The organism is Georgenia sp. Z1344 (assembly GCF_049856295.1).
In the GTDB taxonomy this organism is placed as follows: domain Bacteria; phylum Actinomycetota; class Actinomycetes; order Actinomycetales; family Actinomycetaceae; genus JB111.
Window position 1 is genome coordinate 147,122 of the sequence record NZ_JBNDMZ010000009.1, and the last position, 23,265, is coordinate 170,386.

29 protein-coding genes are annotated in these 23,265 nt (G+C 73.3%); 12 read left to right on the forward strand and 17 right to left on the reverse strand.

Going from position 1 to position 23,265, the window contains the following annotated elements:
- Positions 1–29 precede the first annotated feature (29 nt).
- Entirely contained in the window at positions 30–539 is a 510-nt protein-coding gene (locus ACPYO6_RS11395; protein WP_425714988.1) for a hypothetical protein, read from the reverse strand.
- Positions 540–618: 79 nt separating this feature from the next.
- Positions 619–1,575, reverse strand: a complete 957-nt coding sequence (locus ACPYO6_RS11400; protein WP_425714989.1) for a bile acid:sodium symporter — start codon at positions 1,573–1,575, stop codon at positions 619–621.
- 146 nt (positions 1,576–1,721) lie between these two features.
- On the opposite strand from ACPYO6_RS11400, the gene ACPYO6_RS11405 reads away from it, so the two are divergent.
- Positions 1,722–2,555 (forward strand): siderophore-interacting protein, encoded by an 834-nt coding sequence (locus ACPYO6_RS11405; RefSeq protein WP_425714990.1) that lies wholly within the window; start codon positions 1,722–1,724, stop codon positions 2,553–2,555.
- 127 nt (positions 2,556–2,682) lie between these two features.
- Here ACPYO6_RS11405 and ACPYO6_RS11410 read toward each other — a convergent pair whose 3' ends face one another.
- Positions 2,683–3,546: a helix-turn-helix domain-containing protein gene (locus ACPYO6_RS11410; RefSeq protein ID WP_425714991.1), complete on the reverse strand. Its 864-nt coding sequence runs from the start codon at positions 3,544–3,546 to the stop codon at positions 2,683–2,685.
- 34 nt (positions 3,547–3,580) lie between these two features.
- Between ACPYO6_RS11410 and ACPYO6_RS11415 the strand changes: the two genes are divergently transcribed.
- Complete coding sequence (locus ACPYO6_RS11415; RefSeq protein WP_425714992.1) at positions 3,581–4,150, forward strand: VOC family protein; 570 nt, start codon at positions 3,581–3,583, stop codon at positions 4,148–4,150.
- 69 nt (positions 4,151–4,219) lie between these two features.
- On the opposite strand, the gene ACPYO6_RS11420 is transcribed toward ACPYO6_RS11415, so the two are convergent.
- Together ACPYO6_RS11420 and ACPYO6_RS11425 are read right to left on the reverse strand one after the other, a co-directional pair.
- Positions 4,220–4,627 (reverse strand): VOC family protein, encoded by a 408-nt coding sequence (locus ACPYO6_RS11420; RefSeq protein WP_425714993.1) that lies wholly within the window; start codon positions 4,625–4,627, stop codon positions 4,220–4,222.
- Positions 4,628–4,632: 5 nt separating this feature from the next.
- Positions 4,633–5,082 (reverse strand): helix-turn-helix transcriptional regulator, encoded by a 450-nt coding sequence (locus tag ACPYO6_RS11425; protein ID WP_425714994.1) that lies wholly within the window; start codon positions 5,080–5,082, stop codon positions 4,633–4,635.
- Positions 5,083–5,226: 144 nt separating this feature from the next.
- On the opposite strand from ACPYO6_RS11425, the gene ACPYO6_RS11430 reads away from it, so the two are divergent.
- From ACPYO6_RS11430 to ACPYO6_RS11445, 4 genes are all read left to right on the forward strand, one after another.
- Positions 5,227–5,409, forward strand: a complete 183-nt coding sequence (locus ACPYO6_RS11430; RefSeq protein ID WP_425714995.1) for a hypothetical protein — start codon at positions 5,227–5,229, stop codon at positions 5,407–5,409.
- Between the two features lie 90 nt (positions 5,410–5,499).
- Positions 5,500–6,522: a zinc-dependent alcohol dehydrogenase family protein gene (locus ACPYO6_RS11435; protein ID WP_425714996.1), complete on the forward strand. Its 1,023-nt coding sequence runs from the start codon at positions 5,500–5,502 to the stop codon at positions 6,520–6,522.
- A 40-nt stretch (positions 6,523–6,562) separates the two neighbouring features.
- Positions 6,563–7,132 (forward strand): DapH/DapD/GlmU-related protein, encoded by a 570-nt coding sequence (locus ACPYO6_RS11440; RefSeq protein ID WP_425714997.1) that lies wholly within the window; start codon positions 6,563–6,565, stop codon positions 7,130–7,132.
- A 26-nt stretch (positions 7,133–7,158) separates the two neighbouring features.
- Entirely contained in the window at positions 7,159–7,860 is a 702-nt protein-coding gene (locus ACPYO6_RS11445; RefSeq protein ID WP_425714998.1) for a class I SAM-dependent methyltransferase, read from the forward strand.
- A gap of 116 nt (positions 7,861–7,976) precedes the next feature.
- Here ACPYO6_RS11445 and ACPYO6_RS11450 read toward each other — a convergent pair whose 3' ends face one another.
- Positions 7,977–9,269, reverse strand: a complete 1,293-nt coding sequence (locus tag ACPYO6_RS11450) for an MFS transporter (protein WP_425715000.1) — start codon at positions 9,267–9,269, stop codon at positions 7,977–7,979.
- A gap of 68 nt (positions 9,270–9,337) precedes the next feature.
- Between ACPYO6_RS11450 and ACPYO6_RS11455 the strand changes: the two genes are divergently transcribed.
- From ACPYO6_RS11455 to ACPYO6_RS11465, 3 genes are all read left to right on the forward strand, one after another.
- The gene (locus tag ACPYO6_RS11455) at positions 9,338–9,970 is read left to right on the forward strand and encodes an ArsR/SmtB family transcription factor (protein WP_425715001.1); all 633 of its coding nucleotides are present in this window, start codon (positions 9,338–9,340) and stop codon (positions 9,968–9,970) included.
- Positions 9,971–10,114: 144 nt separating this feature from the next.
- On the forward strand, positions 10,115–10,870 hold the full coding sequence (gene fabG / locus ACPYO6_RS11460) for a 3-oxoacyl-ACP reductase FabG (RefSeq protein WP_425715002.1): 756 nt from the start codon (positions 10,115–10,117) through the stop codon (positions 10,868–10,870).
- Between the two features lie 140 nt (positions 10,871–11,010).
- Positions 11,011–11,544, forward strand: coding sequence for a putative glycolipid-binding domain-containing protein (locus ACPYO6_RS11465; protein ID WP_425715003.1), 534 nt, complete (start codon positions 11,011–11,013; stop codon positions 11,542–11,544).
- Positions 11,545–11,580: 36 nt separating this feature from the next.
- On the opposite strand, the gene ACPYO6_RS11470 is transcribed toward ACPYO6_RS11465, so the two are convergent.
- From ACPYO6_RS11470 to ACPYO6_RS11480, 3 genes are read right to left on the reverse strand one after another with little or no spacing between them, the layout of a single operon-like run.
- Positions 11,581–12,543 carry a 1-phosphofructokinase family hexose kinase gene (locus tag ACPYO6_RS11470; RefSeq protein ID WP_425715004.1) on the reverse strand — a complete coding sequence of 321 codons (963 nt, stop codon included), beginning with the start codon at positions 12,541–12,543 and terminating at the stop codon, positions 11,581–11,583.
- A complete protein-coding gene (locus tag ACPYO6_RS11475; RefSeq protein WP_425715005.1) occupies positions 12,540–13,307 on the reverse strand; it encodes a DeoR/GlpR family DNA-binding transcription regulator in 768 nt (255 codons plus the stop codon). The genes ACPYO6_RS11470 and ACPYO6_RS11475 overlap by 4 nt, the downstream gene beginning before the upstream one ends.
- Positions 13,308–13,363: 56 nt before the next feature.
- Complete coding sequence (locus tag ACPYO6_RS11480) at positions 13,364–14,422, reverse strand: zinc-dependent dehydrogenase (protein ID WP_425715006.1); 1,059 nt, start codon at positions 14,420–14,422, stop codon at positions 13,364–13,366.
- A 183-nt stretch (positions 14,423–14,605) separates the two neighbouring features.
- Between ACPYO6_RS11480 and ACPYO6_RS11485 the strand changes: the two genes are divergently transcribed.
- Complete coding sequence (locus tag ACPYO6_RS11485) at positions 14,606–16,696, forward strand: PTS mannitol transporter subunit IICBA (protein WP_425715007.1); 2,091 nt, start codon at positions 14,606–14,608, stop codon at positions 16,694–16,696.
- A 61-nt stretch (positions 16,697–16,757) separates the two neighbouring features.
- Here ACPYO6_RS11485 and ACPYO6_RS11490 read toward each other — a convergent pair whose 3' ends face one another.
- The 3 genes from ACPYO6_RS11490 to ACPYO6_RS11500 all read right to left on the reverse strand — a co-directional run bounded on the left by ACPYO6_RS11490 (position 16,758) and on the right by ACPYO6_RS11500 (position 18,241).
- Positions 16,758–17,264, reverse strand: coding sequence for a hypothetical protein (locus ACPYO6_RS11490; RefSeq protein ID WP_425715008.1), 507 nt, complete (start codon positions 17,262–17,264; stop codon positions 16,758–16,760).
- An 18-nt stretch (positions 17,265–17,282) separates the two neighbouring features.
- Complete coding sequence (locus ACPYO6_RS11495; RefSeq protein WP_425715009.1) at positions 17,283–17,819, reverse strand: DUF6506 family protein; 537 nt, start codon at positions 17,817–17,819, stop codon at positions 17,283–17,285.
- 74 nt (positions 17,820–17,893) lie between these two features.
- The gene (locus tag ACPYO6_RS11500; protein ID WP_425715010.1) at positions 17,894–18,241 is read right to left on the reverse strand and encodes a hypothetical protein; all 348 of its coding nucleotides are present in this window, start codon (positions 18,239–18,241) and stop codon (positions 17,894–17,896) included.
- Between the two features lie 14 nt (positions 18,242–18,255).
- Here ACPYO6_RS11500 and glsA point away from each other — a divergent pair, with 14 nt between their 5' ends.
- Positions 18,256–19,536, forward strand: a complete 1,281-nt coding sequence (gene glsA, locus ACPYO6_RS11505; RefSeq protein WP_425715011.1) for a glutaminase A — start codon at positions 18,256–18,258, stop codon at positions 19,534–19,536.
- Between the two features lies 1 nt (position 19,537).
- Here glsA and ACPYO6_RS11510 read toward each other — a convergent pair whose 3' ends face one another.
- The 4 genes from ACPYO6_RS11510 to ACPYO6_RS11525 are packed head-to-tail and all read right to left on the reverse strand — an operon-like array spanning position 19,538 to position 21,906.
- The gene (locus tag ACPYO6_RS11510; protein WP_425715012.1) at positions 19,538–20,158 is read right to left on the reverse strand and encodes an SRPBCC domain-containing protein; all 621 of its coding nucleotides are present in this window, start codon (positions 20,156–20,158) and stop codon (positions 19,538–19,540) included.
- A 55-nt stretch (positions 20,159–20,213) separates the two neighbouring features.
- Positions 20,214–20,639, reverse strand: a complete 426-nt coding sequence (locus ACPYO6_RS11515) for a VOC family protein (protein ID WP_425715013.1) — start codon at positions 20,637–20,639, stop codon at positions 20,214–20,216.
- A complete protein-coding gene (locus ACPYO6_RS11520; protein ID WP_425715015.1) occupies positions 20,569–21,495 on the reverse strand; it encodes a helix-turn-helix domain-containing protein in 927 nt (308 codons plus the stop codon). The genes ACPYO6_RS11515 and ACPYO6_RS11520 overlap by 71 nt, the downstream gene beginning before the upstream one ends.
- A gap of 24 nt (positions 21,496–21,519) precedes the next feature.
- Positions 21,520–21,906 (reverse strand): ArsR/SmtB family transcription factor, encoded by a 387-nt coding sequence (locus ACPYO6_RS11525; protein ID WP_425715016.1) that lies wholly within the window; start codon positions 21,904–21,906, stop codon positions 21,520–21,522.
- A gap of 102 nt (positions 21,907–22,008) precedes the next feature.
- Here ACPYO6_RS11525 and ACPYO6_RS11530 point away from each other — a divergent pair, with 102 nt between their 5' ends.
- Positions 22,009–22,137 carry a hypothetical protein gene (locus ACPYO6_RS11530; protein ID WP_425715017.1) on the forward strand — a complete coding sequence of 43 codons (129 nt, stop codon included), beginning with the start codon at positions 22,009–22,011 and terminating at the stop codon, positions 22,135–22,137.
- 93 nt (positions 22,138–22,230) lie between these two features.
- On the opposite strand, the gene ACPYO6_RS11535 is transcribed toward ACPYO6_RS11530, so the two are convergent.
- On the reverse strand, positions 22,231–23,148 hold the full coding sequence (locus ACPYO6_RS11535; protein ID WP_425715018.1) for an ATP-grasp domain-containing protein: 918 nt from the start codon (positions 23,146–23,148) through the stop codon (positions 22,231–22,233).
- Between the last annotated feature and the right edge of the window lie 117 nt (positions 23,149–23,265).

Sequence of the window (23,265 nt, forward strand, 5' to 3'; positions counted from 1 at the left end):
GGCGAGACGCGGGTGGACGCCTGCGCCCGCTAGGCAGCGGTCTCGCGCATGGCTGCCTCGAGCCGGTCGATCGCCTTGCCCGACGTCCGCTGCTTGATGATCCCCTCGAGCCCGTGGGCTGTGATGACCGCCTGGTTCGGGTGCCACTGGACCTGGACGACCGCCGTGTTCATGTTCATCGAGCCCGAGCCCATGAGCCCGATGAGGGCCTGGCGATCCTGGCGCAGGACGGTGTGCAGCACGGCGGCCAGGGCCGCCTCTCGCTCCGGCGTCGGCGGGATCGGGACGACGCGCTGCGAGCCGTATACCTTCGTGAACAGCCGGGCACCCAGCCTGCCGCCGCTGCGGCCGCCGGAGCGTCCACCGACACTCCCGCCCAGGGCTCCGGCGGCGGCGCCGCCGATCCCGCCGCCGATGGCTCCGCCGACCGCTCCCCCGCGCGCGCCGAGGTCCGCGTTGGCCTCGACGAGGAGGTGCCTGACCTCCTCGGGGGTGAGGATCGGCGTCGGGTGGTCGCGGACGTCAGGGGCCCGGGTCATGCGCGGCGGCCCGGAGTCGGGCCGTCCGCGGGTGGGACGGGCGAGCGGTGTCGTGGCACGGGCCAAGGCTAGCGGCCCGTCAGCGCACGAGCCGCGGAACGAGGCGGACGAGGGCCACCATGACGAGGAGCTCGACGAGCGTCTGCGTGACGACGACGATCGGCGCCACCTCGAAGCCGGCGGGGAGCGCGAGCGCGAGCGGGAGCACCACGAGCGAGTTGCGGGTGACCCCGGCGAACGTGACGGCGCGCCGCCCGGGGACGTCGAGCCCGGCGACCCGGCCCGCCCAGGCGCCGACCGGGAGCATGACGGCGGCGAACGCGACGTAGACCGGGACCACGAGCGGAAGCGCGCCGAGCTCTCCGCGGACGGCCGCGACCTGGGAGGTCACGACGACGCCGAGCGCGAGCATCATCAGCGGCACCATCGCGCTCGCCACTGCGCTCGACCAGGCCGCGGCCGCGCTCGCGCGGGCGGCGATCGCCTGGGTGAGCGCGGCGGCGGCGAGCGGGAGGGCGATGAGGACGACGAACGCGCGGACGAACGGGGCGAGGTCGACCGCGGCGACGGCGTCGGGGCCGGCGAGCAGCCACAGGTAGGCGGGCAGCAGCGCCATCTGTACGAGCATGAGGAGCGGGGCCGCCGCGAGCAACCGGTCGTGCGCGCCGCCGGCGAGGCCCGTGAAGACGATGACGTAGTCCACGCAGGGGGTGAGCAGCACGAGCAGGACCCCGACGAGCAACGCCCGGTCGTGCGCGACGACCCGCGAGAGCACCGCGACCACCACCGGCACGACGAGGAAGTTGACCGCGAGCACGACGACGACGAACCGCACGTCCCGCACCGCCCCGCCGATCCGGGCGAACGGCACCCCCAAGAATGTCGCGTACAGCAGCAGCGCGATCGCGGGATCGACCGCGTGACGCGCCGCCCCCGCCGCGCCGGGGACGAGGAGGCCGACCGCGGCTCCGAGCACCAGCGCCACCAGGTAGAGCGACACCTGGTGCCGCTCCATCCCCTCGACGACCACGCGCATGCCGGCCATCCTCTCGCGGGCCCCCGCCTGGTCCGGGTGACCTCCTCCTCACGTGACGCCCACGAAGGTCGCGGTTAGGCTGGCCTAAGTTGCCGTGCCCCCCGCACATCGCGCGCCCGGGCGGGCCCCCGAGCCGAAAGGTGCACATGACTGCCCACACCGAGCGTCCCCGTCGTCCGCAGCGGCCCCAGATCGTCCTCGAGGTGCTCGAGCGGATCCAGCTCACGCCGCACATGGTGCGGATCGTCGCCGGCGGACCCGGGATCGCCGCGGTCGAGGACGCGGGGAAGACGGACGCGTACACGAAGATGCTGTTCCCGCACCCGGACACCGACCTCACGCCGCCGTACGACATGGAGGCGCTGCGCGAGGAGCTCCCGACCGAGCTCATGCCCACGCGGCGCACGTACTCGATCCGGCGGTTCGACCTCGAGAATGGTCGGATCTGGATCGACTTCGTCGTGCACGGGGACCGCGGCGTGGCCGGGCCGTGGGCCATGGCGGCTCGCCCCGGGGACGCGGTCGTCCTCGGCGGGATCGGCGGCGGCTATGCACCGGACCCCGACGCCGAATGGCACCTGCTCGCCGGCGACGACTCCGCGCTCCCGGCGGTGGCCGCCGCCCTCGAGGCGATGCCGCGCGACGCCGTGGGCGTCGCCCACCTCGAGGTCGACTCCGCGGCCGATCACCAGGAGATCGACGCCCCGGACGGCATCGAGGTGCGGTGGCTGCACCGCGACGGCGCCGAGCCCGGCACCACCTCCCTGCTCACCGACGCCGTGCGCGAGACCCCGTGGCGGGACGGGCGCGTCCAGGTCTTCGCCCACGGCGAGCGCAGCGCGATGAAGTCGCTGCGCCCGTACCTCACCGACGACCGCGGGCTCGCGAAGGACCAGCTCTCGATCTCGGCCTACTGGGCGCACGGCCGCATCGAGGACGCGTTCCAGGCGGAGAAGCGCGAGGACATCGGCCGCATCTGACCGGCTCCTCTTCGTCGAGATTGCGGTTGGTGCACGTCGAGATTGCGGTTCGTGCACACCCCGTGTCGAGAGTGCGGCTCAGGGCGGGTGATCAGACCCTCCCCTGACTCGTCGGAGGAGAATCCCCTCACTCGCCAACGTCGGCATCGGCATCGGCATCGGGCCGCCGGTACTCGCTCGGCGTGAGGCCGAGGACCGTGCGGAAGTCGGAGCTGAGGTGCGCGTGGTCGGCGTACCCGAGGTCGGCCGCGACGTCCGCGATGCCGAGACCCGGCTCCTCCCTCAGGCGCCGGGCCGCCTCCTGCAGGCGGTAGCGCCGCACGATCGCCAGCGGCGCGAGCCCCACGTACCTGCGCGCGAGCCGCTGCACCGCCCGCGCCGACATCCCGAGCCGCTGCGCCACCTGCTCGACCCGCACCACCTCGGGGTCGGTGGCGACGAGGTCCTCCATCGCGTTGGCCGTCGCTCCCGCGTCGTCGGGGGCCGGCAGGTGAACACGCACCCAGTCGGCGAGCGCCGCCACGGCCCGGTCCCGGCCGGCGTCCTCGTCCGGGTCGGACATCGCCCCTGCGACCGCGGCGTGCAGCTCCCCCAGCCCCCAACCAGCGAGGTCCAGCACGACCTCGGAGTCCCGCAGGTCGCGCGGCTCGTCCGCGAGAGCCGCGATCCCGGCCGGCCGGAGCAGCGCGCCGACCGCCCAGCCGGTCCCGGAGAGGTCGCGGTGCGAGACGCCCGTCGTCGGACCGGAGAGCGTGACGCCGTCCGGTCCCACGACCAGGTTGGCCGCGGGGAACGGGAGGAGCCGCTGCCGCGAGACCCGTCCCGGGGCGAGGCGCCAGCGCGGCACCCAGAACCAGCGGACGCGATCCGCGAGGTCCGGCGGGGCCGCAGCGCGGTGAAAGGTCGGGAGCCGCGCCGGGTAGAGGATCCCGCGGCCGTCCGCCAGATCGGCCATCTCGCCCCCGCCTCCGACGTCGTCGCGAATCTCCAAGCCGCACTCTCGACGTCGAACCTAGCCTCACACCATGACCACCGAGCAGACCACGGCCACGACGACCACCACACCCACCACGACCTCCGACGACGACGCACCCCGCACCGGGGTGACCGGCGAGCACACGACGGACGGTGTCCCGCACGGCTCGACGAGCCTCACACCTTTCCTCGCCGTGCCCCGCGCCGTCGAGGCCGTCGAGTTCTACCGGGACGTGCTCGGGGCGCGCGTCGTCGACGTCACCGAGATGGGCGGCGTCGTCGTCCACGCCGAGCTCGACCTCGGCGACGGCCGCCTCCAGATCGGCGAGCCCAACCCCGAGTACGGCCTGGTCCCGCCGCCCGACGGCGACGCCGCCTGCTACTCGCTCGGTCTCTTCTGCGCCGACGCGGACGCGGTCGTCGCGCGCGCCGAGGCCGCAGGCGCCCGGGTCCGCGAGCCGCTGGCCACGTTCGTCTCCGGCGACAGGTACGCCTCGATCATCGACCCGTTCGGGGTGCGCTGGACCATCATGAGCCGGGTCGAGGACCTCTCCGAGGAGGAGAGCGCCCGGCGGGTGGCGGCATGGGCGGCCGAGCAGGAGGCCGCGGCGCACGCCTGACGGTGATCGGCCGCCCCGCCGGCGACGGCGGGGCGGCCACAGCCTGGGCGGGCAGGGCCCGACGACGGCTCAGAGCTGGTTGATCCGGAGCAGGTTGCCGGCCGGGTCGCGCACCGCACCGTCGCGGATGCCGTAGTCCTGGTCGGTCGGTTCCTGGACCACGTCCGCGCCGGCGGCCACGAGGGCCTCGAACACGCCGTCGAGGTCCTGGCTCGCCAGGGTCAGCGCAGTGTAGGCGCCCTTGGCGATGAGCGTGTGGACGGTGGCCCGCTCCTCGTCCGTCAGACCCGGGTCGAGCGCCGGCGGGTGGAGGAGGATCGAGGTCCCGGGCTGGTCGGGCGGGCCGACGGTGATCCAGCGCATGCCCTCGTAGCCGACGTCCTTGCGGACCTCGAACCCGAGGGTGTCGCGGTAGAAGCCGAGCGCCGCGTCGGCGTCGGTGTGCGGGAGGAAGGCCAGGGCGATGGTGAGATCCATGGCGGTCACGCTAGGGGCGCGATCTCGGTGCTCGCTTCTCGATTCCTGATCGGTCGCATGACCTGCCGCGCGAGGCACGGCAGGATCCCGGCGCCGGCCGCGCCGTGGTCCTTCCGGTACACGCTCGGCGGCACCCCGACCAGCTCGGTGAACCGCGTGCTGAAGGTGCCCAGCGAGGTGAAGCCGACCTCGAAGCACACCTCGGTGACGCTGCGGTCGCCGCGCCGGAGCAGCGTCATCGCGCGTTCGATCCGGCGTGTCATGAGGTAGGAGTACGGCGGCTCGCCGAAGATGCGGCGGAACTCGCGGCTGAGATGGCCCGCCGACATGTGAGCGCCACGCGCGAGCGCCTCCAGGTCGAGGGGGCGGGCGTACTCACGGTCGATGCGGTCGCGCACCCGGCGCATGGCGACGATGTCCCGCAGGCGCTGCTCCTCCCGCGTCACCGTGGCCATGCCCGGCATGGTGGCACGTCGCGTCGACCCGCGTCCGACGGCGGGAGCGGCCCGGCACCTGACGCACGGGCTGCACCCGCTGCATCCGCTGCACCCGCTGCACCGACCCTCGCGGTCTCCTCCCGCGAATGCGAGACTGGTGCCATGCAGGGACGGAGCACGCTCGCCACGGTGCTCATCGTCATCGGCGCCGTGGTCGTGGCGTGGTGGCTGGTGGGCTTCGTCTTCCAGGCCATCGCCTTCCTCGCGCGGCTCGTCGTCGTCGCGGTCATCGCACTCGTCATCTATGTCCTGATCCGCCGGGCGCTCGCCCGCCGCGACGAGTGAGCACAGGGTCCCTCCCGCACGCGGTCCCGCTCGGCAACGACCGAGGTTGCACTCGGGCGACCTCCACCTCCCCCGACCGAAGGAGCCAGCATGCGCGCCGTCGTCCTCCACGCCCCCGGTGACGTCCGGGTCGACACGGTCGACGACCCCGAGATCGTCGACCCCACCGACGCGATCATCCGCGTCACCGCCGCCTGCGTGTGCGGCTCGGACCTGTGGCCCTACCGAGGGCTCGAGGAGATCGGCGGGCCGACCCGGATGGGGCACGAGTACGTCGGCGTCGTCGAGGAGATCGGGGCGGACGTACGTGACCTCGCCGTCGGCGACCGGGTCGTCGGCTCGTTCGTCGCGTCGGACAACACGTGCGAGATCTGCGCCGCCGGCTACCAGTCGCGCTGCATCGAGCACGTCTTCATGGCCTCGATCGGCACCCAGTCCGAGCTCGCCCGGATCCCGCACGCCGACGGCACACTCGTCACGATCCCCGGCACCCCCACCGAGGCGCAGACCCGCGGCCTGCTCGCGGCCTCCGACGTGCTGGGCACCGGCTGGTTCGCCGCCGACGCGGCCGCCGTCGGGCCGGGGACGACCGTCGCGGTCGTCGGCGACGGCGCCGTCGGGCTCCTCGGGATCCTCGCCGCGAGGCGGTTCGGCGCCGAGCGGATCATCGCGATGTCCCGCCACGCCGACCGGCAGGCGCTCGCCACGCGGCTCGGCGCCACGGACGTCGTCGAGGAACGGGGCGAGGACGGCGTCGCACGCGTCAAGGAGCTCACCGGCGGCTACGGCGCGCACTCGACGATCGAGGCGGTCGGCACGCAGGAGTCGATGATGCAGGCCATCAGCTCGACCCGGCCGGGCGGTCACGTCGGCTATGTCGGCGTGAGCCACGGCGTCGAGCTCGACGGCGCCGCCCTGTTCCTGTCCGGCGTCCACCTCCACGGCGGCCCGGCGCCCGTGCGCCGCTACCTGCCCGAGCTGGTCGACCTCGTGATGTCCGACGAGATCGACCCGGGCGTGGTCTTCGACCTCACCCTGCCGCTCGACCAGGCGGCCGAGGGCTACCGTGCGATGGACGAGCGCCGCGCGATCAAGGCCATGCTCACGTTCTGAGCCGGCGCCAGCCCGCCGCCCCTCGACGACAGGACCCCGCATGAGCCTCGACGCTCTCCTGGCCGAGCTCGACTCCGGCCGCACGATCCCGTCCGACTCGCCGCTGCACGAGGCGATGCACGCCGCGAGCCAGGCGGCGCTGCGGATCACGGCCGAGCTCAACGGCCGGTACAACGCCCCGGACCGGGTCCGCGAGCTCCTCACCGAGCTCACGGGACGCCCGGTCGACGCGTCGGTCCAGATGTTCCCGCCGTTCAGCACCGACTTCGGTCGGAACATCCGGCTCGGCCGGCGGGTGTTCATCAACGCCGGCTGCCGGTTCCAGGACCAGGGCGGCATCACCATCGGCGACGACTGCCTCATCGGCCACGACACGATCATCGCGACGCTCAACCACGACCTCGACCCGGCCCGCCGGGGCGACATGAAGCCGGCCCCGGTCGTCATCGGGACCAACGTGTGGATCGGGTCGCGCGCGACGATCCTCCCGGGCGTGACGATCGGCGACGACGCCGTGGTCGGCGCGGCCTCCGTGGTCACCCGCGACGTCCCGGCCGGCGCCGTGGTCGTGGGCTCACCCGCCCGGGTCGTGCGGCACGTGACGGGCTGACCCGGCGCACCGGTAGCGTCCCCGGCATGACCGCGCCCTCCCCGCGCCCGCACGGGCACGACCACGCGCACGACGACGCCGCACCCGGCGGCCACGCGAGCGTCGATCCGGACCAGGACCCGACGGCGTACTGGGAGGGCCGCTACGGGGAGTCCGAGCGGATGTGGTCGGGCCGGCCCAACGCGACGACGGCGGACGTCGCCGCCGACCTGCCGCGCGGCAACGCCCTCGACCTCGGCTGCGGGGAGGGCGCCGACGCGATCTGGCTGGCCCGGCAGGGCTGGCGCACGACCGGGGTCGACATCTCGTCCGTCGCCGTGGGTCGCGCGAGAGCCGCGGCGAGCGAGCTCGGGCTGGACGAGGACGCGGTGCGGTTCGACGTCGCGGACCTCGCCACGTGGACCCCGGAAGGGCCGTACGACCTCGTCACCGCGAGCTTCCTCCACTCGAGCGTCGAGCTCCCCCGGACGCAGATCCTGCGGCGGGTGGCCGACGCCGTCGCACCCGGCGGGCACCTGCTCGCCGTCACCCACGCGGCCCCTCCCCCGTGGGCGGGTCCGGAGGGGCACCTCCACGACATGCCGTCGCCCGCGGAGGAGCTCGCGGAGCTCGATCTCGGCGACGAATGGGAGGTCGTGCTCGCCGAGACGAGGACCCGGGCCGCCACCTCTCCGGACGGCGAGCCCGCGGAGCTCGAGGACGGAGTCCTGCTGCTGCGCCGCCGGTAGTCCCCGTCCGGCACCGACCCGCATCACCGATGCCGTACCACCGGTCGGCCGGCCCGACCCGCGCCGCCGGCGTGGCCACCGCCGCCCCGCGCCGCCGCCTCGCGAGCGGCGCACGGTCACGCCGCGGCGGCGTCGTCGTGCTCGATCTCGTGCTCGGTGACGAGCCGGGTGCTGATCCGGGTGGCCACGTAGGCGACCGTGGCGAGGCAGACCACGACGGCTCCGACGAACACCGTCGGCAGCCCCCACAGCTCGCCGACCAGGCCCGCGGTCAGCGCCCCGAGGGGCATGAGTCCGTACCCGATCATGCCGCCGGCGCCGCCGACCCGTCCGAGCTTGTCGCGCGGGACGAGCCGCTGGCGCATCGTCCGCGACACCACGTTGCCGATCATGTTGGTCATCCCGATGAGCGTGAGAGCGCCGGCCATGGCCCAGGGGTTGGGGGCGATCACCGGGACGATGAGCAGCGAGAAGCACACGAGCCAGCTGCCGACGAGAAGCGGCACCTCCCGCAGCCGGGCCACGAGCCGCTCGGCGAGCATCGCGCCGAGGACGGCGCCGACGGCGAGGAGCGCACCGAGCAGCGCGTACTGCTCCGGCTCGAGCCCGACCCGCGACTCCTCACCCACCGCCCACAGCACGACGACCGAGAAGTAGGCGGTGTTGGCGAAGTTGAGGAGAGAGTTGCCGATGAGCAGCGGCCGGAGCACGGGGTGGCGGACCTGGAACCGCATGCCCTCGAGCACCTCCTGGAGCCTCGTCGCGGCAGGCTCGGACCGCTGCGCCCGGTAGCTGCCGCGCATGCCGAGGCCGATGACGAGGAGGAAGGCGACGCCGAGCGCGGCCGGTACGCCGAACACCCATCCGCTGCCGATCGCGACGAGGAGCCCGGCGAGCGGGGCACCGAGAAAGTTGGTGCCGACCTGCTCGAGCCCCATCACGCGCCCGTTGGCGGCGGACAGCCGCGAGCGCGGGACGAGCTGCGGGACGATCGAGGACCCGGCCAGGTCGACGAAGACCTGGGTGACGCCGTAGAGCCCGACCCCGGCGATCAGTACGGGCATCGTCAGCCGGTCGGTGGCGGCCAGCGCGGCCAGCCCTGCCATGACGGCCACGCGGACGACCATGCCGAGGAGCTGGACGTGCCGGCGGTCCATCCGGTCGACGACCACTCCCGCGACGATGCCGAGCAGCAGCCACGGGAGCCAGAACGCCGCCTGGATGAGCGAGATCTGCCCCGGCGAGCGCGTGAGGGTGACGGCGACGAGCGGGACACCGACGAGGACGAACCCGTCGGCCAGGTTGGCGAAGCCGACGCCCGTGAGGTGGACGCCGAATCGCCGGCCGAGGGGTTCCCGGACGGTCGGGGCGTCCTCGACACCGGACGTGGGTGCGGTGGGCGTGGTCATGGCGGTCTCCCCTAGAGTCGGTGCAGAAGGATCAATGCAAAGTTCTCTCTGCAAAGGTATCTCTGCATATGGCGACGCACAACCCCCCGACGGACTCCCGCGACCCCGACGAGCCCGAGTTCTTCGCCCCCGCGATCGACGCGCGCGCGATGAAGGCCTTCGCCCACCCCCTGCGGATGGCGATGTACGACTACCTCGTCGATCACGAGGCGGCGACGGCGACGATGCTCGCCCGGCACACCGGCGAGAGCACCGGGCAGACCAGCTACCACCTCCGCCAGCTCGAGCGGCACGGGTTCGTCACCGAGGACCCGGGCCGGGGCAGCGGCCGCGAGCGCTGGTGGAGGTCGGTCGGGTTCCGGATGGACGGGTTCGAGCTCGCGCAGGACGCCGGCACGAGACCCGCTGTCGAGGCGGTGCTGAGCAACCAGGTCGCGGGACGCGCCCGCCAGCTCGCCGACTGGTACGCGCGCAGCGAGTCGGAGCCCCTGCCGTGGCAGACGGCGACCACGAACTCGACCATCACCTCCTCGCTCACCCTCGACGAGATGCGCGACCTGCGCGACGCGCTCATGACCGTGCTCCACGAGCACGTCACGGCGGCGAAGGACCGACGGGAGAACGCGGAGGCACAGGGCAACGACGCCGAGACCCGCCGGGTCCGCGTCTACCTCGACGTGTTCCCGCTGCCCGAGGACTGAGGGCGTTCCCCGTACAGCACGGCCACCCGGCCACCCGGCCACCCGCCCCGCGCCTGCGACCAAGGGCCTGGGCGACGACGTCGGTCGTCGATAGGTTGAGAGGGCGACAGCACTCTCGACCCGCTCGACGACCGGAGGTCCGCCATGTTCACGCTCACCGACAAGATCGCGATCGTCACCGGGGGTGCCTCCGGGATCGGACGCGGCATCGCCGAGCGGCTCGTCGAGGCCGGGGCCACGGTCGTCGTGGCCGACATCGACGACGCGAAGGCCCGCGCGACGGCCGAGGAGATCGGCGCGAGCGCCGAGCACGTCGACGTCACCGACGCCGAGAAGTGCCGCGCGCTCGTCAACCGGGTGGTCGAGCAGCACGGCCGGCTCGACATCTTCTGCTCGAACACGGGGATCTTCCCGCAGGCGTCGATCGCCGACATGACCGAGGAGCAGTGGGACACCATGCACTCGGTCAACCTCAAGGGCACGTTCCTCGCCACGCAGCCGGCCCTCGCCCAGATGCGCACCCAGGGCCACGGCCGCCTCGTCATCACCTCCTCGATCACCGGGTCGATCACCGGCTACCCGGGCTGGGCGCACTACGGCGCGAGCAAGGCCGGCCAGCAGGGCTTCATGCGGAGCGCGGCGCTCGAGTACGCGAAGGACGGCATCACGGTCAACGCCGTCCTGCCGGGCAACGTCCTGTCCGAGGGGCTCAAGGCCCAGGGCGAGGAGTACCTCGCCGCGATGTCGCGCTCGATCCCCATGCACCGGCTCGGCGACCCGAAGGACATCGGGGCCGCGGCAGTGTTCCTCGCCTCCGACGAGGCCGCGTACATCACGGGTCAGACGATCATCGTCGACGGCGGTCAGATCCTTCCCGAGGAGCCCGACGCGATCCTCTGACCGCGCGCAGGGCCTGCGCGACAGCGGCCCGGGCGATCCCCATGACCCCGGGCCGCACGACGCAGCCCGAGTTGCACGACCGCGTCGTCCGGCGCGATCCTCGTCGAGGCCCGACCGCCCCCGTCGTCCGGAGGATCGTCATGCAGTCGTCGACCCGCAGGTGGAACCGCCTCGACATCGAGGGGCACGAGGACCTCGAGCTCCACCAGGCGGCGAGCCTCGTCGCCATCGGCGTGGTCGCGGCCGGGGAGGAGCGGTACTCCTACCGGGCGACCCTCACCCACGACTGGGACTTCCTCCACCTCACGGTGGGCTCCGGCGACGGCCGCGCCCTGTCGGTCCATCGCTCACCCACGGGCCTCTGGAGCGTCGACGGCCAGGACCGGGACGACCTCTCGGACGCGTTCGACATCGACCTGTCGTTCAGCCCGTTCACGAACACCCTGCCGATCCGCCGGCTCGACCTCGACCTCGGCGCCTCCGCGGAGATCGTCTGCGCCTACGTCGACACCCCGTCCCTCGAGGTGACGACCGACCCCCAGCGCTACACGCGCCTCGACACGCACCTCTACCTCTACGAGTCGATGGACTCCGACTTCTCCCGCGAGATCACGGTCGACGACGACGGACTGGTCGTCGGCTATCCCGGGCTGTTCGCCGTCGAGCGGGACTGAGGCCGACCCGCACGGGCCGGCGCCCCCCTGCCCGGATCAGGCGGTCGGTGCGGGCCGGGCGGCCGCGACCCGGACGGGCCGGACGCGACCTGGCTCCACGTCGGCCGGGCGCGGGATGGTGGTGCCCGGGAGTCCCGCGGCGGCGCTCCCGTAGGCGACCGCGTGGGCGAGCCGTTCCTCGGGCGCCAGGCCTCGTTCGCTCGCGAGCAGGTAGCCGAACAGGCTGGAGTCGCCGGCGCCCACGGTGCTGACGACCTCGGTGACCGGGGCCGGGGCATGCCACGCCCCGTCCGACGTGGCGAGCACCGCTCCCCCGGCGCCGAGCGTGACGAGCACCGCGCCGACCCCTCGGGCGACGAGCTCGAGGGCGGCGTCCGCGGCGGCCCGGTGGTCCCGCTCCAGGCGCTCGGGCTCGGCGCCGGTCAGGCTCGCCAGCTCCTCGCCGTTGGGCTTCATGAGGTCCGGCGCCGCCGCGGGCAGCGCCGCCGCGAGCGCCGCCAGGGGTGCCCCGCTGGTGTCGACGGCGATCCGCGCGCCGGCCCCCCGCAGGTCGACGACGATCTCCGCGTACCAGCCGTCCGGCGCGCCCGGCGGGAGCGAGCCCGCGAGGACCACCCAGTCGGCGCCGGCCGCGAGGGAGACGACGTCGTCGCGCAGCCCGTCGAGCAGACGACTGTCCGCGACCGGGCCGGGGTGGTTGATCTTCGTCGTCGTGCCGTCCGGTTCCGTGATCGTGAGGTTGACCCGGACCGGGCCGGCCGGCTGCCGGGTGCGGCACTCGATCCCCGCGGCGGCGAGCTCGTGGGCGAATCCCTCGTCGGCGGGGAGGACGGCGAGAGTGGGGACGCCGGCGGCGACCGCGGCGCGCGAGATGTTGACGCCCTTGCCCCCGGCCTGGGCGCTCGCCCCGGTCGAGCGGGCGACCCCGCCGCGGACGAGCCGGCCGCCGAGGACCACCGTCCGGTCGGTCGACGGGTTCGCCGTCAGGGTGACGATCATGCGACCACGAGCTCGATCCCGAGGTCCTCGAGGAGGGCGCGCGGGAGGGGCACGTCCGCCGCGTCCGTGACGATCGCGTCGACGTCGGCGAGGTCGGCGAAGCTCACCGTCGCGTCGCGGGCGAACTTCGAGGAGTCCGCGAGCACGACGACGACGCGCGCCGCCCGGACGAGGGCCGCCTTGACCGCCGCCTCCTCCGGGTCGGGGGTGGACAGGCCGTGCTCGGCGCTGATCCCGTTCGTCCCGAGGAACGCGACGTCGACGCGGACCCGGTCGAGGGCCTCGGTCGTGGGCGAGCCGACGGCGGCCTGCGTGGTGTGCCGGACCCGTCCGGGGAGCAGGTGGAGGTCGACCTCGGGCAGGAGCGCGAGGCCGGCGGCGATCGGCAGCGCGTGGGTGAAGGCGACGAACGTCGCGCCAGGGCCGATGAGAGTGACGAAGCGTCCGGTCGTGCTCCCGGCGTCGATCACCACCGTGCCGCCGTCGTCCGGCAGGAAGCGCTGCGCCGCGAGCGCGATCCGCTCCTTCTCCCTCGACCGCGTGACGTCGCGCTCGTCGAGCCCGGACTCGATCGCCGAGAGGGACGCGGCGGGCACGGCGCCGCCGTGCACCCGGCGCACGAGCCGCATCCGCTCGAGCACGCCGAGGTCGCGCCGCACCGTCTCGCTCGTCACGTCGAACTCCTCGGCGAGCTCCGTGACGGAGACGCGGCCGCGCGTGAGGACGAGCCTCGCGGCGGCCTGCTGCCGTTCCTCTGCGTACACCGTGCTCCTCCCTCGCGACCCGACGGGCCGATGCCGATGCTATGCGCGGCGGGCGCTCACGGCTCGACGGTCACCTTGATCCCGGCCCCGGTGCGCACGAGGTCGAACGCATGGAGCACGTCGCCCAGCGGCACGCGGTGGGTGATGAGGTCGGCGACCGGGACGCGCCCGGAGGCGATGTGCTCGAGGGCCCGCCGGTTGTGCTCGGGGGCGGACCCGTTCGCGCCGTGGATGTGGAGCTGGCGGTAGTGCACGACGTTGGAGTCGAGGGCGATGACCGGGTCGTTCTTCGGCAGGCCGCCGAAGAAGGAGATGCGCCCGTTGCGGGCGGCCATCGCGACGGCCTGCTCCTGGGCGACCTTCGCCGCCGTCGCCGTGATGACGACGTCGGCCCCGCGGCCGCCGGTCAGCTCGAGCACCCGCTCGACGACGTCGACCTGGGAGGCGTCGATCGTCCCGTCCGGGCGGGCGGCGGCCGCGGACATCGCCAGCCGATCGGCGTTGACGTCGACGAGGTGGACCTGGCCGGCGCCGTGCACGCCGCGGGCGACGCGGACGTGGAGGCAGCCGATCGGGCCGGCGCCGAACACGACGACCGTGTCCCCCTCCTCGATCCCGAGGAGCTCCTGGGCGTTGATGACGCAGGCGAGCGGCTCGGCCACGGACGCCTCGTCGAGCCCGATGCCGTCGGGGACCCGATTGAGACCGTGCACGGCGAGGACCTCGCGCGGCACGACCATGTACTCGGCGAACCCGCCCTCGTACTGGTAGCCGACCGAGGTCTGGTTCTGGCACACGGCCATCCAGCCGCGCAGGCACTCGTGGCACCGGCCGCACGGCACGGCGGCGATCACCTGCACGCGGTCGCCGACCTGCCACGGCCGGTCGTCCGGAGTGACCGCGTCGGCGCCGACCTCGACGATCTCGCCGGCGATCTCGTGCCCGGTGGTCCGCGGGGGGCTGAGGTTCTGGTGCCCGTTGTGGAAGATCTTGACGTCGGTGCCGCACGTCGAGCAGTTCCGCACGCGGATCCTCACCTCGTCGGGTCCGCACGTCGGCTCCGGCACGTCCTCGAGCCGGACGTCCTCGGGTGCGTAGAAGCGCAGGGCCTTCATCGGTCCTCCTCGGTCGACCGTCGGCGCCGGTTCCGGCCGCCAGCACCCAGCATAGCCACATGCTCACAGATTCTGCCAGCGTTGTTTACTTGGCTTCAGTTGGGTTCGTGTGGTTTCATCGTCACATTGCCGCGTGGCAGAGCGTCGGCCGACGGCGGCCGGCGTCGATCTCGAGGAGGAGAGATGTCCGCACCCACTGACGCGAGGCCGGCCCTGGAGGACGCCCGCCCCCGGCGGGGCGCCCGGGTGGCCGTGCAGCGGTTCGGCACGGCGCTGTCGAACATGGTGATGCCCAACATCGGCGCGTTCATCGCGTGGGGGCTCATCACCGCCCTGTTCATCGAGGCCGGGTGGATCACCCTCGTCGGCGACCGCGTCCTCGGGTACGAGGGCGGCTACGGGTTCGTCGAGCACTTCGGCGGCTGGGGTGCCGGCGCCGAGGGCGGCGGGATCGTCGGGCCGACCATCACCTACCTGCTGCCGATCCTCATCGGCTACACGGGCGGCCGGATGATGTACGGCGACACGGCCCGGGGCGGCGTGGTCGGCGCGATCGCCACGATGGGCGCGATCGCCGGCGCCGACGTCCCGATGTTCCTCGGCGCGATGGTCATGGGCCCGCTCGGCGGCTGGTCGATGAAGAAGCTCGACGCGCTGTGGGCCGACCGGATCCGTCCCGGCTTCGAGATGCTCGTCAACAACTTCGCCGCCGGCATCTGGGGCATGGTCCTCGCCGTGGTCGGGTTCCTCGCCGCCGGGCCGTTCGTCTCCGCGTTCTCGAGCGCGGCCGAGCGGGTGGTCGACCTCCTCGTGGACAACAGCGTCCTGCCGCTGACGTCCGTGCTCGTCGAGCCCGCGAAGGTCCTCTTCCTCAACAACGCGATCAACCACGGCGTCTTCACCCCGCTCGGGACGGCCGAGGCCGCGTCGGAGGGACAGTCGATCCTCTTCCTCATCGAGGCGAACCCCGGCCCCGGTCTCGGGCTGCTCCTCGCGTTCACCGTGTTCGGCACGGGCATGGCGAAGGCGTCCGCGCCGGGCGCCGCGCTCATCCAGTTCGTCGGTGGCATCCACGAGATCTACTTCCCGTACGTGCTGATGAAGCCCGTGCTCATCGTCGCGATGATCGCCGGCGGCATGACCGGCGTGGCGACCAACCTGCTGCTCGACTCCGGGCTGCGCGCACCGGCCGCGCCGGGCTCGATCATCGCGGTGCTCCTGCAGTCGCCCGCCGGCAGCCTCGTCGGAGTCACGCTGTCCGTCGTCCTGTCGGCGGCCGTCACCTTCGTGGTCGCCGGCGTCCTGCTGCGGACGGGGCGGTCGGGCTCCGAGGACCTCGCCGGGGCCACGGCCGACATGGAGGCGATGAAGGGGCGCAGCTCGATCGCCTCCACCCTCGTCGCCGGCGGGGACCGGTCGGGTCCGATCCGCACGATCGTCTTCGCGTGCGACGCCGGCATGGGCTCGTCCGCGATGGGCGCCTCGGTGCTGCGCAAGAAGGTGCACGCGGCAGGCTTCACCGACGTCACCGTGGTCAACCGGGCGATCTCGAGCCTCACCGACGACGTCGACCTCGTCGTCACGCACCAGGACCTCACCGAGCGTGCCCGCGGGCGCACGCCGTCGGCCGTCCACGTCTCCGTCGACGACTTCCTCGCCAGCCCGCGGTACGACGACGTCGTCGCCCTGCTCCAGGAGCAGACGGACGGCACGACGGGGGCGGCGCACGGCTCCGCAGCTGCCGGCGGGGGCGCCACCCCGGGCGGAGCCGGCACCCAGGCCGCCACCCCGGTCGGCAGCGAGAACGGCGCCGCTGCGGTCGCGACCGCCGCGCCACCGAGGCACGGCCTGCTCGCGCCGGAGTCGATCGTCCTCGACGGCACCGCACGCACCCGCGACGACGCGATCGACGAGGCAGGACGACTGTTGGTCGCCGCGGGCGCCGTCCCCGAGGAGTACGTGGCCGCGATGCACGAGCGCGAGAGCTCGGTCTCCACCCTCGTCGGCAACGGGCTCGCGATCCCGCACGGGACCGACGACGCCCGGGGCCTCGTCCGCCGCACCTCGTTGTCCTTCGTCCGCTACGCCGAGGGTCTCGACTGGGGCGGGCAGCGGGCCGAGTTCGTCGTCGCCATTGCAGGAAGCGGCGACGACCACCTGCAGGTGCTCTCCCGGCTCTCGCAGGTCTTCCTCGACGAGGCCGAGGTCGACCGGCTGCGCGCGGCCGGCTCACCCGAGGAGGTGCTCGACGTCCTCGGTGCGGTGCAGGTCTGACCGGCCCGTCCGGGGCGGCCCGGCCGGTGCCGACGTGACCGGGACTCGCGCCGTTCGGGTGCTAGCCGCCGAGCGCGGCGGGGTACGCCCACAGCGCGAGCGCAGCGGCACCCACCGCGAGCACGAGGGCGAGCACGGCGAGCACGATCGTGGTCACGGCTCGCCGGCGCAGCACCAGGGGCATGAGCAGCAGTCCGACCGCGAGCGTGCCGAGCATCGCCGCCAGCGCCAGCACGGCACCCGCGTCGGTGGCCGTCCGCTCGTCCGCCCCGGCGTCGGCGGCGTCGACCTCCCCCCAGGTGAAGCCGAAGTACCCCGCCGAGATGGTGAGGGCCGCGAGGACTGCCACCATCCAGTAGCGGTTGCGCTGCCCGCTGCGCTCGGTCACCTCACGCGTGACCCGGATGTCGCGCTCGTGCTCGCGCCGCGCGCGCTCCCGACGCTCGGCCGTCTCCACCGCACGCCGATCGGCGGCGGTGGCGTCCGAGGCGGTCGCGTCCGAGTCGATCCTGGGTGGTTGGCCGTCCTGGTCCCCGCCCGCGGGCCCGACACCGGGTTCGTCAGTCATGGCCGCCTCCTCGTGCGCTCAGTCGTCGTACCCGACGAAGCCCACGGGGATGCGCCCGCCCGACCCGCGCCAGACCGCGGCGGCGTGGTCGGTCCCCAGCCCGCCGTACAGCTCGATCATCCCGACGCCGGTGGCGGCGAGGTCGCCGGCGAGGCCCTCGGTCTCGCGGAGCGAGCCGACCGGGATGATCGTCACGTCGGCGTGCTCGACGCGGGCGACCTCCCGCCGGGCCGGCACGAGGAAGACCTGCGGTGCGGCCTCGCCACGGTCGAACGCGCGCTTGAAGTCGGCGACGAGCTCGAGGGACTCGAACCCGTAGCGGTTGAGCCCGACCCGGACCGGTTCCTCGCGCTCCTCCGTCGCGAGCGCGTCGAGGACCTCGGACGCGACGTCGACGGGGAGCCCCCCGCACAGCTCGAGCCGGGTCCACCCCTCCCCCGCGAGCCGGAGGGCCTCGGTGACGACGTCGCTGGCCTCCGCCCCCACGACCGTCAGGCTCGGCGTGCTCAGGCGCGCACCGGGCGTTCCTTCGTACAGCACTGCTGTCGGTTCCATGTGTACGACAACACCGCGTGCGCGACGCGTGTTCCTGCCGGTGGTGCACCGTCCGCCGCCCGTGACCGCACCGGCTACAGGTCGACGACCATCGGGTGGACGACGAGGAAGAGCACGGCGGCCACCACGAGGAGCAGCACCGAGAGCCCGATACCGACCGCCACCGCCCGTTCCTTGCCGGGCTCCCGCCCGAGCAGCGTGGCCACGAGGTTGCCGAGCCCGAAGGTGCCGACGGCGGCCGCCCCGGCCACCACCATCGCCGCGGTCTGCACGCCCTCCTCGTCGAGCCCGAGGGCCGTCGCGTCGGCGTGGCCCCAGGCGAACCCGCCGAAGGCTGCGAGCGCCGCGAGACCGATGATCAGCGGCACGAGCCACGAGCGCTTCTCGCCGGCGGTCGGCGACGGCGCGTAGGGGTCGGTCATGTGACGATGGTGCCATGCGTTCCCAGGTCTCCGAGTACCTCGACGAGATCGTCGCCGCGACAGCCACGGGCCCGGCACGCGGCGAACCGGCGACCTACATCCCCGAGCTCGCCCACGTCGACCCGACGCTGCTCGGCGTCGCCCTGACCACGACGGACGGCGTGACGTACGCGGCGGGCGACGCCGACACGATGCTCTCGATCCAGTCGATCTCGAAGCCGTTCGTCTACGCCCTCGCGATGCGCGACCGGGGCATCGCCGCCGTCGAGGAGAAGGTGGGCGTCGAGCCCTCCGGCGAGGCGTTCAACGAGATGACGCTCGAGGAGGTGTCCAAGCGCCCGTACAACCCGATGATCAACGCAGGTGCGCTGGCCACGCACGCGCTCGTCGGCGAGCCCGGCATCACCGACGAGGAACGGGACGAGCTGGTCCTCGCCGGGCTCTCCGCGTTCGCCGGGCGCCGCCTCGAGGTGGACGAGAAGGTGCACGGCTCCGAGATGGACACCGCGCACCGCAACTTCTCGATCGCCCACATGCTCTACGGCTACGACATCCTCACCATCGATGCCCACGCCGCCGTCCGCGGGTACACGCGCCAGTGCGCGATCCGTGCGAGCCCGCGCGACCTGTCCGTCATGGCCGCCACCCTCGCCAACGGCGGCACCAACCCGGTGACCGGTGAGCAGGTCGTCCCCGTCGACGTCGTGCGCCAGACCCTGTCCGTCATGCTCGCCTGCGGGATGTACGACGCCGCGGGCGACTGGATCACCGACGTCGGGATCCCGGCCAAGAGCGGGGTCGGGGGCGGGCTCATCGGCGCCCTGCCCGGGCAGCTCGGCGTCGCCTCCTTCTCCCCGCCGTTGGACGAGCACGGGTCGAGCGCCCGCGGCGTGGAGATCTTCGAGCGGCTCAGTCACGACTTCGGGCTGCACCTCATGAGCGTCCCGCCGCTGACGCGCTCGGTCATCCGGGACCGCGGCAGCGTCGATCTGATCGACGGGCGCTCCGCGACGAGCTACGTCCTCCAGGGCCCCCTGCGCTTCTCGAGCGTGGAGGCCGTGGTCCGCGTCGTGACGGACAACCCGCCGGAGCACCGGTCGGTCGTCGTCGACACCACGTCCGCGACGTCGGTCGACGCGACGGCGGCCCGGATGCTCGGTGACCTCGTCGCGCGGTTGCGGGCGGAGGGCTACGAGGCATGGCTCGTCGGCCTGCCCGGGATCATCGACCCCGACGACGTCGCCGCGGACGTGAGCGTGGTCCCCTCGGTCGGCGAGATCGACCTGCGGTCCTGACCTACTCCTCGGACTCGCCGCGGTAGAACGCGGAGGATCGTGCGGCGGCTGCGGCGGCCGACCCAGGGTCGATCCCCGTCGCGAGATGCGCGGACTCCCAGGCGCGCGCCAGCTCCGCGACGAACCGCAGGCCGGCGGCCGACGTGCTGAACTCGCCCATGGCCTCCGGCGTGGAGCGTGGGTCGCCCGCGAGGAACAGGGCCAGGGCGAGGAACGCGCCGTCCCAGCCGATCCCGGTCGCGGCCGGACCGAACTCGTCCCAGTGGTCGTCGGCGGGCACCGTGTGCCGCAGCGTCACCGTGGTGCCTCCGCCGGAAGGCACGATCGACACGCCGAGCCGGCTCGAGTCGCCCGCGTACTCCCAGGTGACCTCGAGCGCGCCGGGCTCCACGCACCGCTCGACCGTGCCCTCGGTCCCGCTGCCGGTCAGCCGGTAGCGGCCGCCCTCGCGCAGGTCGCCCTCGACGGGTTCGAGCCACGTCGCCAGGCGGGCCGGGTCGGTGAAGGCGGACCAGAGCTCGGCGGCCTTCGCGCCGAACGTCTGGGTGAGGACCACGGAGTGCTCGCCGTCCCCGGCCTCGACGACGCGTCCGACGGCCGCGATCTGCTGCGAGAGGTCCACCCCGCCACGGTGCCAACCGGGCAGGGCGTCCGCAAGCCGACGGGCCGCCGCAACGTCACTCGGGAAGCGGGGCCCCGGGGTAGGTGCCGAACGTCCAGCTGTTGCCCTCGAGGTCGTCGACGCCGAACTCGCGGCTCCCGTAGTCCGTGTCGTCGAGCGGACGCATGATCGTGGCGCCCTGGGCGGTGGCGCGCTCGTACAGCGCGTCGACGTCGGGGACGACCACGTAGGCCGTCCCCGAGCCGGGCTCGCGCCCCCACGGCTTGTCGGCGTCGTACGTGCCGAGCATGATGCCGCCGGCGGTGCCGGGTCGGCGGAGCTCGGCGTGGTGGACGACGTCGCCGTCGTCGTAGGTCGCTGTCGACACGAAGCCGAGGGCGTCGACGAAGAAGTCGATGAGGGCCTTCGCGTCACGTGCCTGGAGCGTGGTCCAGACGGCCGGGTCGGTGGTGGTCGTGGTGGCCTGCTCGTTGTCGCTCATGGTCCGATGCTGCCGTTCCGCCGTGCCCGCCGGCTTGAATGTTTCGGCGCTCCTCGTCGATCCAGGCCGTCGGCGGGATCCCCGCGTGGCGCGTGAACTCCCGGGTGAGGTGGGCCTGGTCGGCGTACCCGGTCTCGGCTGCCGCTCGGGCGAGGTCGGTGCCACCCTCACGGACCTGCGCGGAGATCGCAGCGACCACGCGCTCGAACCGCATGAGCCCGCCGACCGCCTTCGGGCCGGCACCGATCTCGCGCCGGAAGAGGGTCGAGAGGTGCCGCTCCGAGAGCCCGACCTCGCCCGCGAGCCGGCGCACCGGGATCCGCCCGCCCGTGCGCTGAAGCAGGTGCCACGCGTGGGCGAGCTCCGGCCGGACGGCCGCCCGATCGTCGTACCGGCGGGCCAGGGCGCCGACGAGGTGGGCGAAGACCTCCCGCCAGCCGTTCGCCTCCGCCGCCCGACCGGCGAGCTCGTCGCCCCACGCGCCCACGAGAGAGGTGCCGTCGAAGTCGGTGACGCTCAGCTCGGCCGCCGGCACGCCGAGGACGGAGCGGGCGGCAAGGGGGTGCAGGGCCAGCTGGACGCCCGCCTGGTCGCTGCGCTGGTCCACAAGGCTCGCGGTGCGGTGCAGCCCGCCGAGGAGGATCCGCGTCGGCCGGGTCGCGGCCAGCTCCTCGGACGAGGCGGCGGCGCGGACCCCGTCGTCGAGGGCGATGATGAAGGTGAGACCGGCGGACGGAAGTCCACGGTGCACGGTCTCGGGAGCACCGTGGGCGCGGTAGCCGACAGCGGTGACGGCGCCGGGCACGGACCGCGGCGGTGCGTGGACGAACTCCCAGACGGGTCGCTGACCGGTCATCGCCCCACGATAGGTCCGGTCCGCTCAGTCGCGCGGCGACGTCGTCGGAGGTGTGGCCGCCGCGACGATCGCCTCGGCGAGCGGGACGGTCCGCGCCGTGTAGTACGCCCATCGACCGGCCTGCGAGCGGTCGACGAGCCCGGCGGCGACGAGCCGGCCGAGATGGTGGGAGAGCGTCGACTGGCCCACCCCGAGCTGCTCCGGCATGTGGCACGAGCACACCCGCGCGCCCGGTGTCGCAGCGATGTGGGCGTAGAGGCGGGCGCGGACGGGATCGGCCAGCGCCTTCGCGACAGCGGCGACCTCCGCGGCGGTCGACTCCGTCATCGCCGGAGCGTCCGGGGCGCAGCACCCGTCCGCCGACGGCTCGCGGGAGACCGCCACGAGGCCGAGGTCGGGGTGTGTCGTCATGAGATCAGCATAGAACGGATCGACAGGCATCGATATGGGGGTAGGGTCGACACCGACGGCCGTCGATCCCCGGCGGCCCGACGCGACGAGAGGGGAGTGCCCATGAGCACGCACGCGACCGAGGACACCGCCCGCGCCACCGGCTCGGACACCGCCACGACCTTCCGGCTCACCGACGTCTCCGCCACCGGCGGCGGCTGCTGCGGTGGCCAGGGCTGCGGCTGCTACTGACCGCACCACCCCGGTCACCGACCGGGAACGGCACGAAACGAGGGGCCGGGTCCGCCACGCTGCGGACCCGGCCCCTCCGTCACACCGGCGGCGTCACCAGAAGGCGCGCACCGCGATCGCGTCCGCGAACGCCTCGAGGCCGTCGTCCACGGCGCCGAGGTACAGCGAGCCGTCGATGAGCGAGATCTCCATGACGTAGAAGCCGCCCTTGCCGTCGCGCACGAGGTCGACACGGCAGAACAGCAGCTGCTCGTCGCGGCCGAGCCGGTCCTTGATGTAGCCATGGATGGACTTGCGGATCTGCTCGCCCCAGCGCCACTCCTCCTCCGAGGCCTCCCGGGAGGAGACGACCTCCTCGTGGACGTCGTCGACCGAACGGAATGAGGGGTGGAGCATCGGCTCCTTGACGACCATGTGCTCGGAGAGGCCGTTGAAGTAGATGAGCGAGATCTCGCCCTCGCGGTCGATCTGGTCGAGGTAGCGCTGGACCATGACGGTGCGCCCCTTCTTCAGCTGACGCTCGGCGTGGAGGATCGCCTCCTGGCGCGAGGCCGCGTCCGTCGAGGTGTACCGCCCCGTGCCGCGCCCGCCCGAGGACACCGCGGGCTTGACGACGAAGTCGCCGAAGGCCGGCATGCGCGTGTGGATCTGGTGCTTGTTGTAGCCGTGGTCGGGCTCGAGCCAGACGGTGGGGATGATCGGCATGCCGCGCTTCTCGAGCTCGAGCAGATAGTGCTTGTCGGTGTTCCACTCCATGACGTCGGGGTGGTTGAGCACCCGGCGCAACGAGTTCGTCCACGTGCGGAACTGGTCGAGCTTCTGGGCGTAGTCGCGCACGCCACGGACCACCACGAGCCCCGCGTCCTGCCAGTCGACGGTGGGGTCGTCCCACACCTTCACGCGCACGTCGATGCCGCGGGCACGCAGCGCGTCGGGCAGTCCTCGCTCGTCGTCGCTCAGCTCCGGCGCTCCGGACCACGTGGCAAGGGTGACTACAGGCGTCGTCGACATGAACCGCAATCTACCTGCGACACCGCACCGGGGCTGCCCGACGCCACCGGGAGCCGCGGCGGGCCCGTCCGTGCCGTGGCTCACGACGCCCTGGTCAGCATGTGAGACAGCCCGATG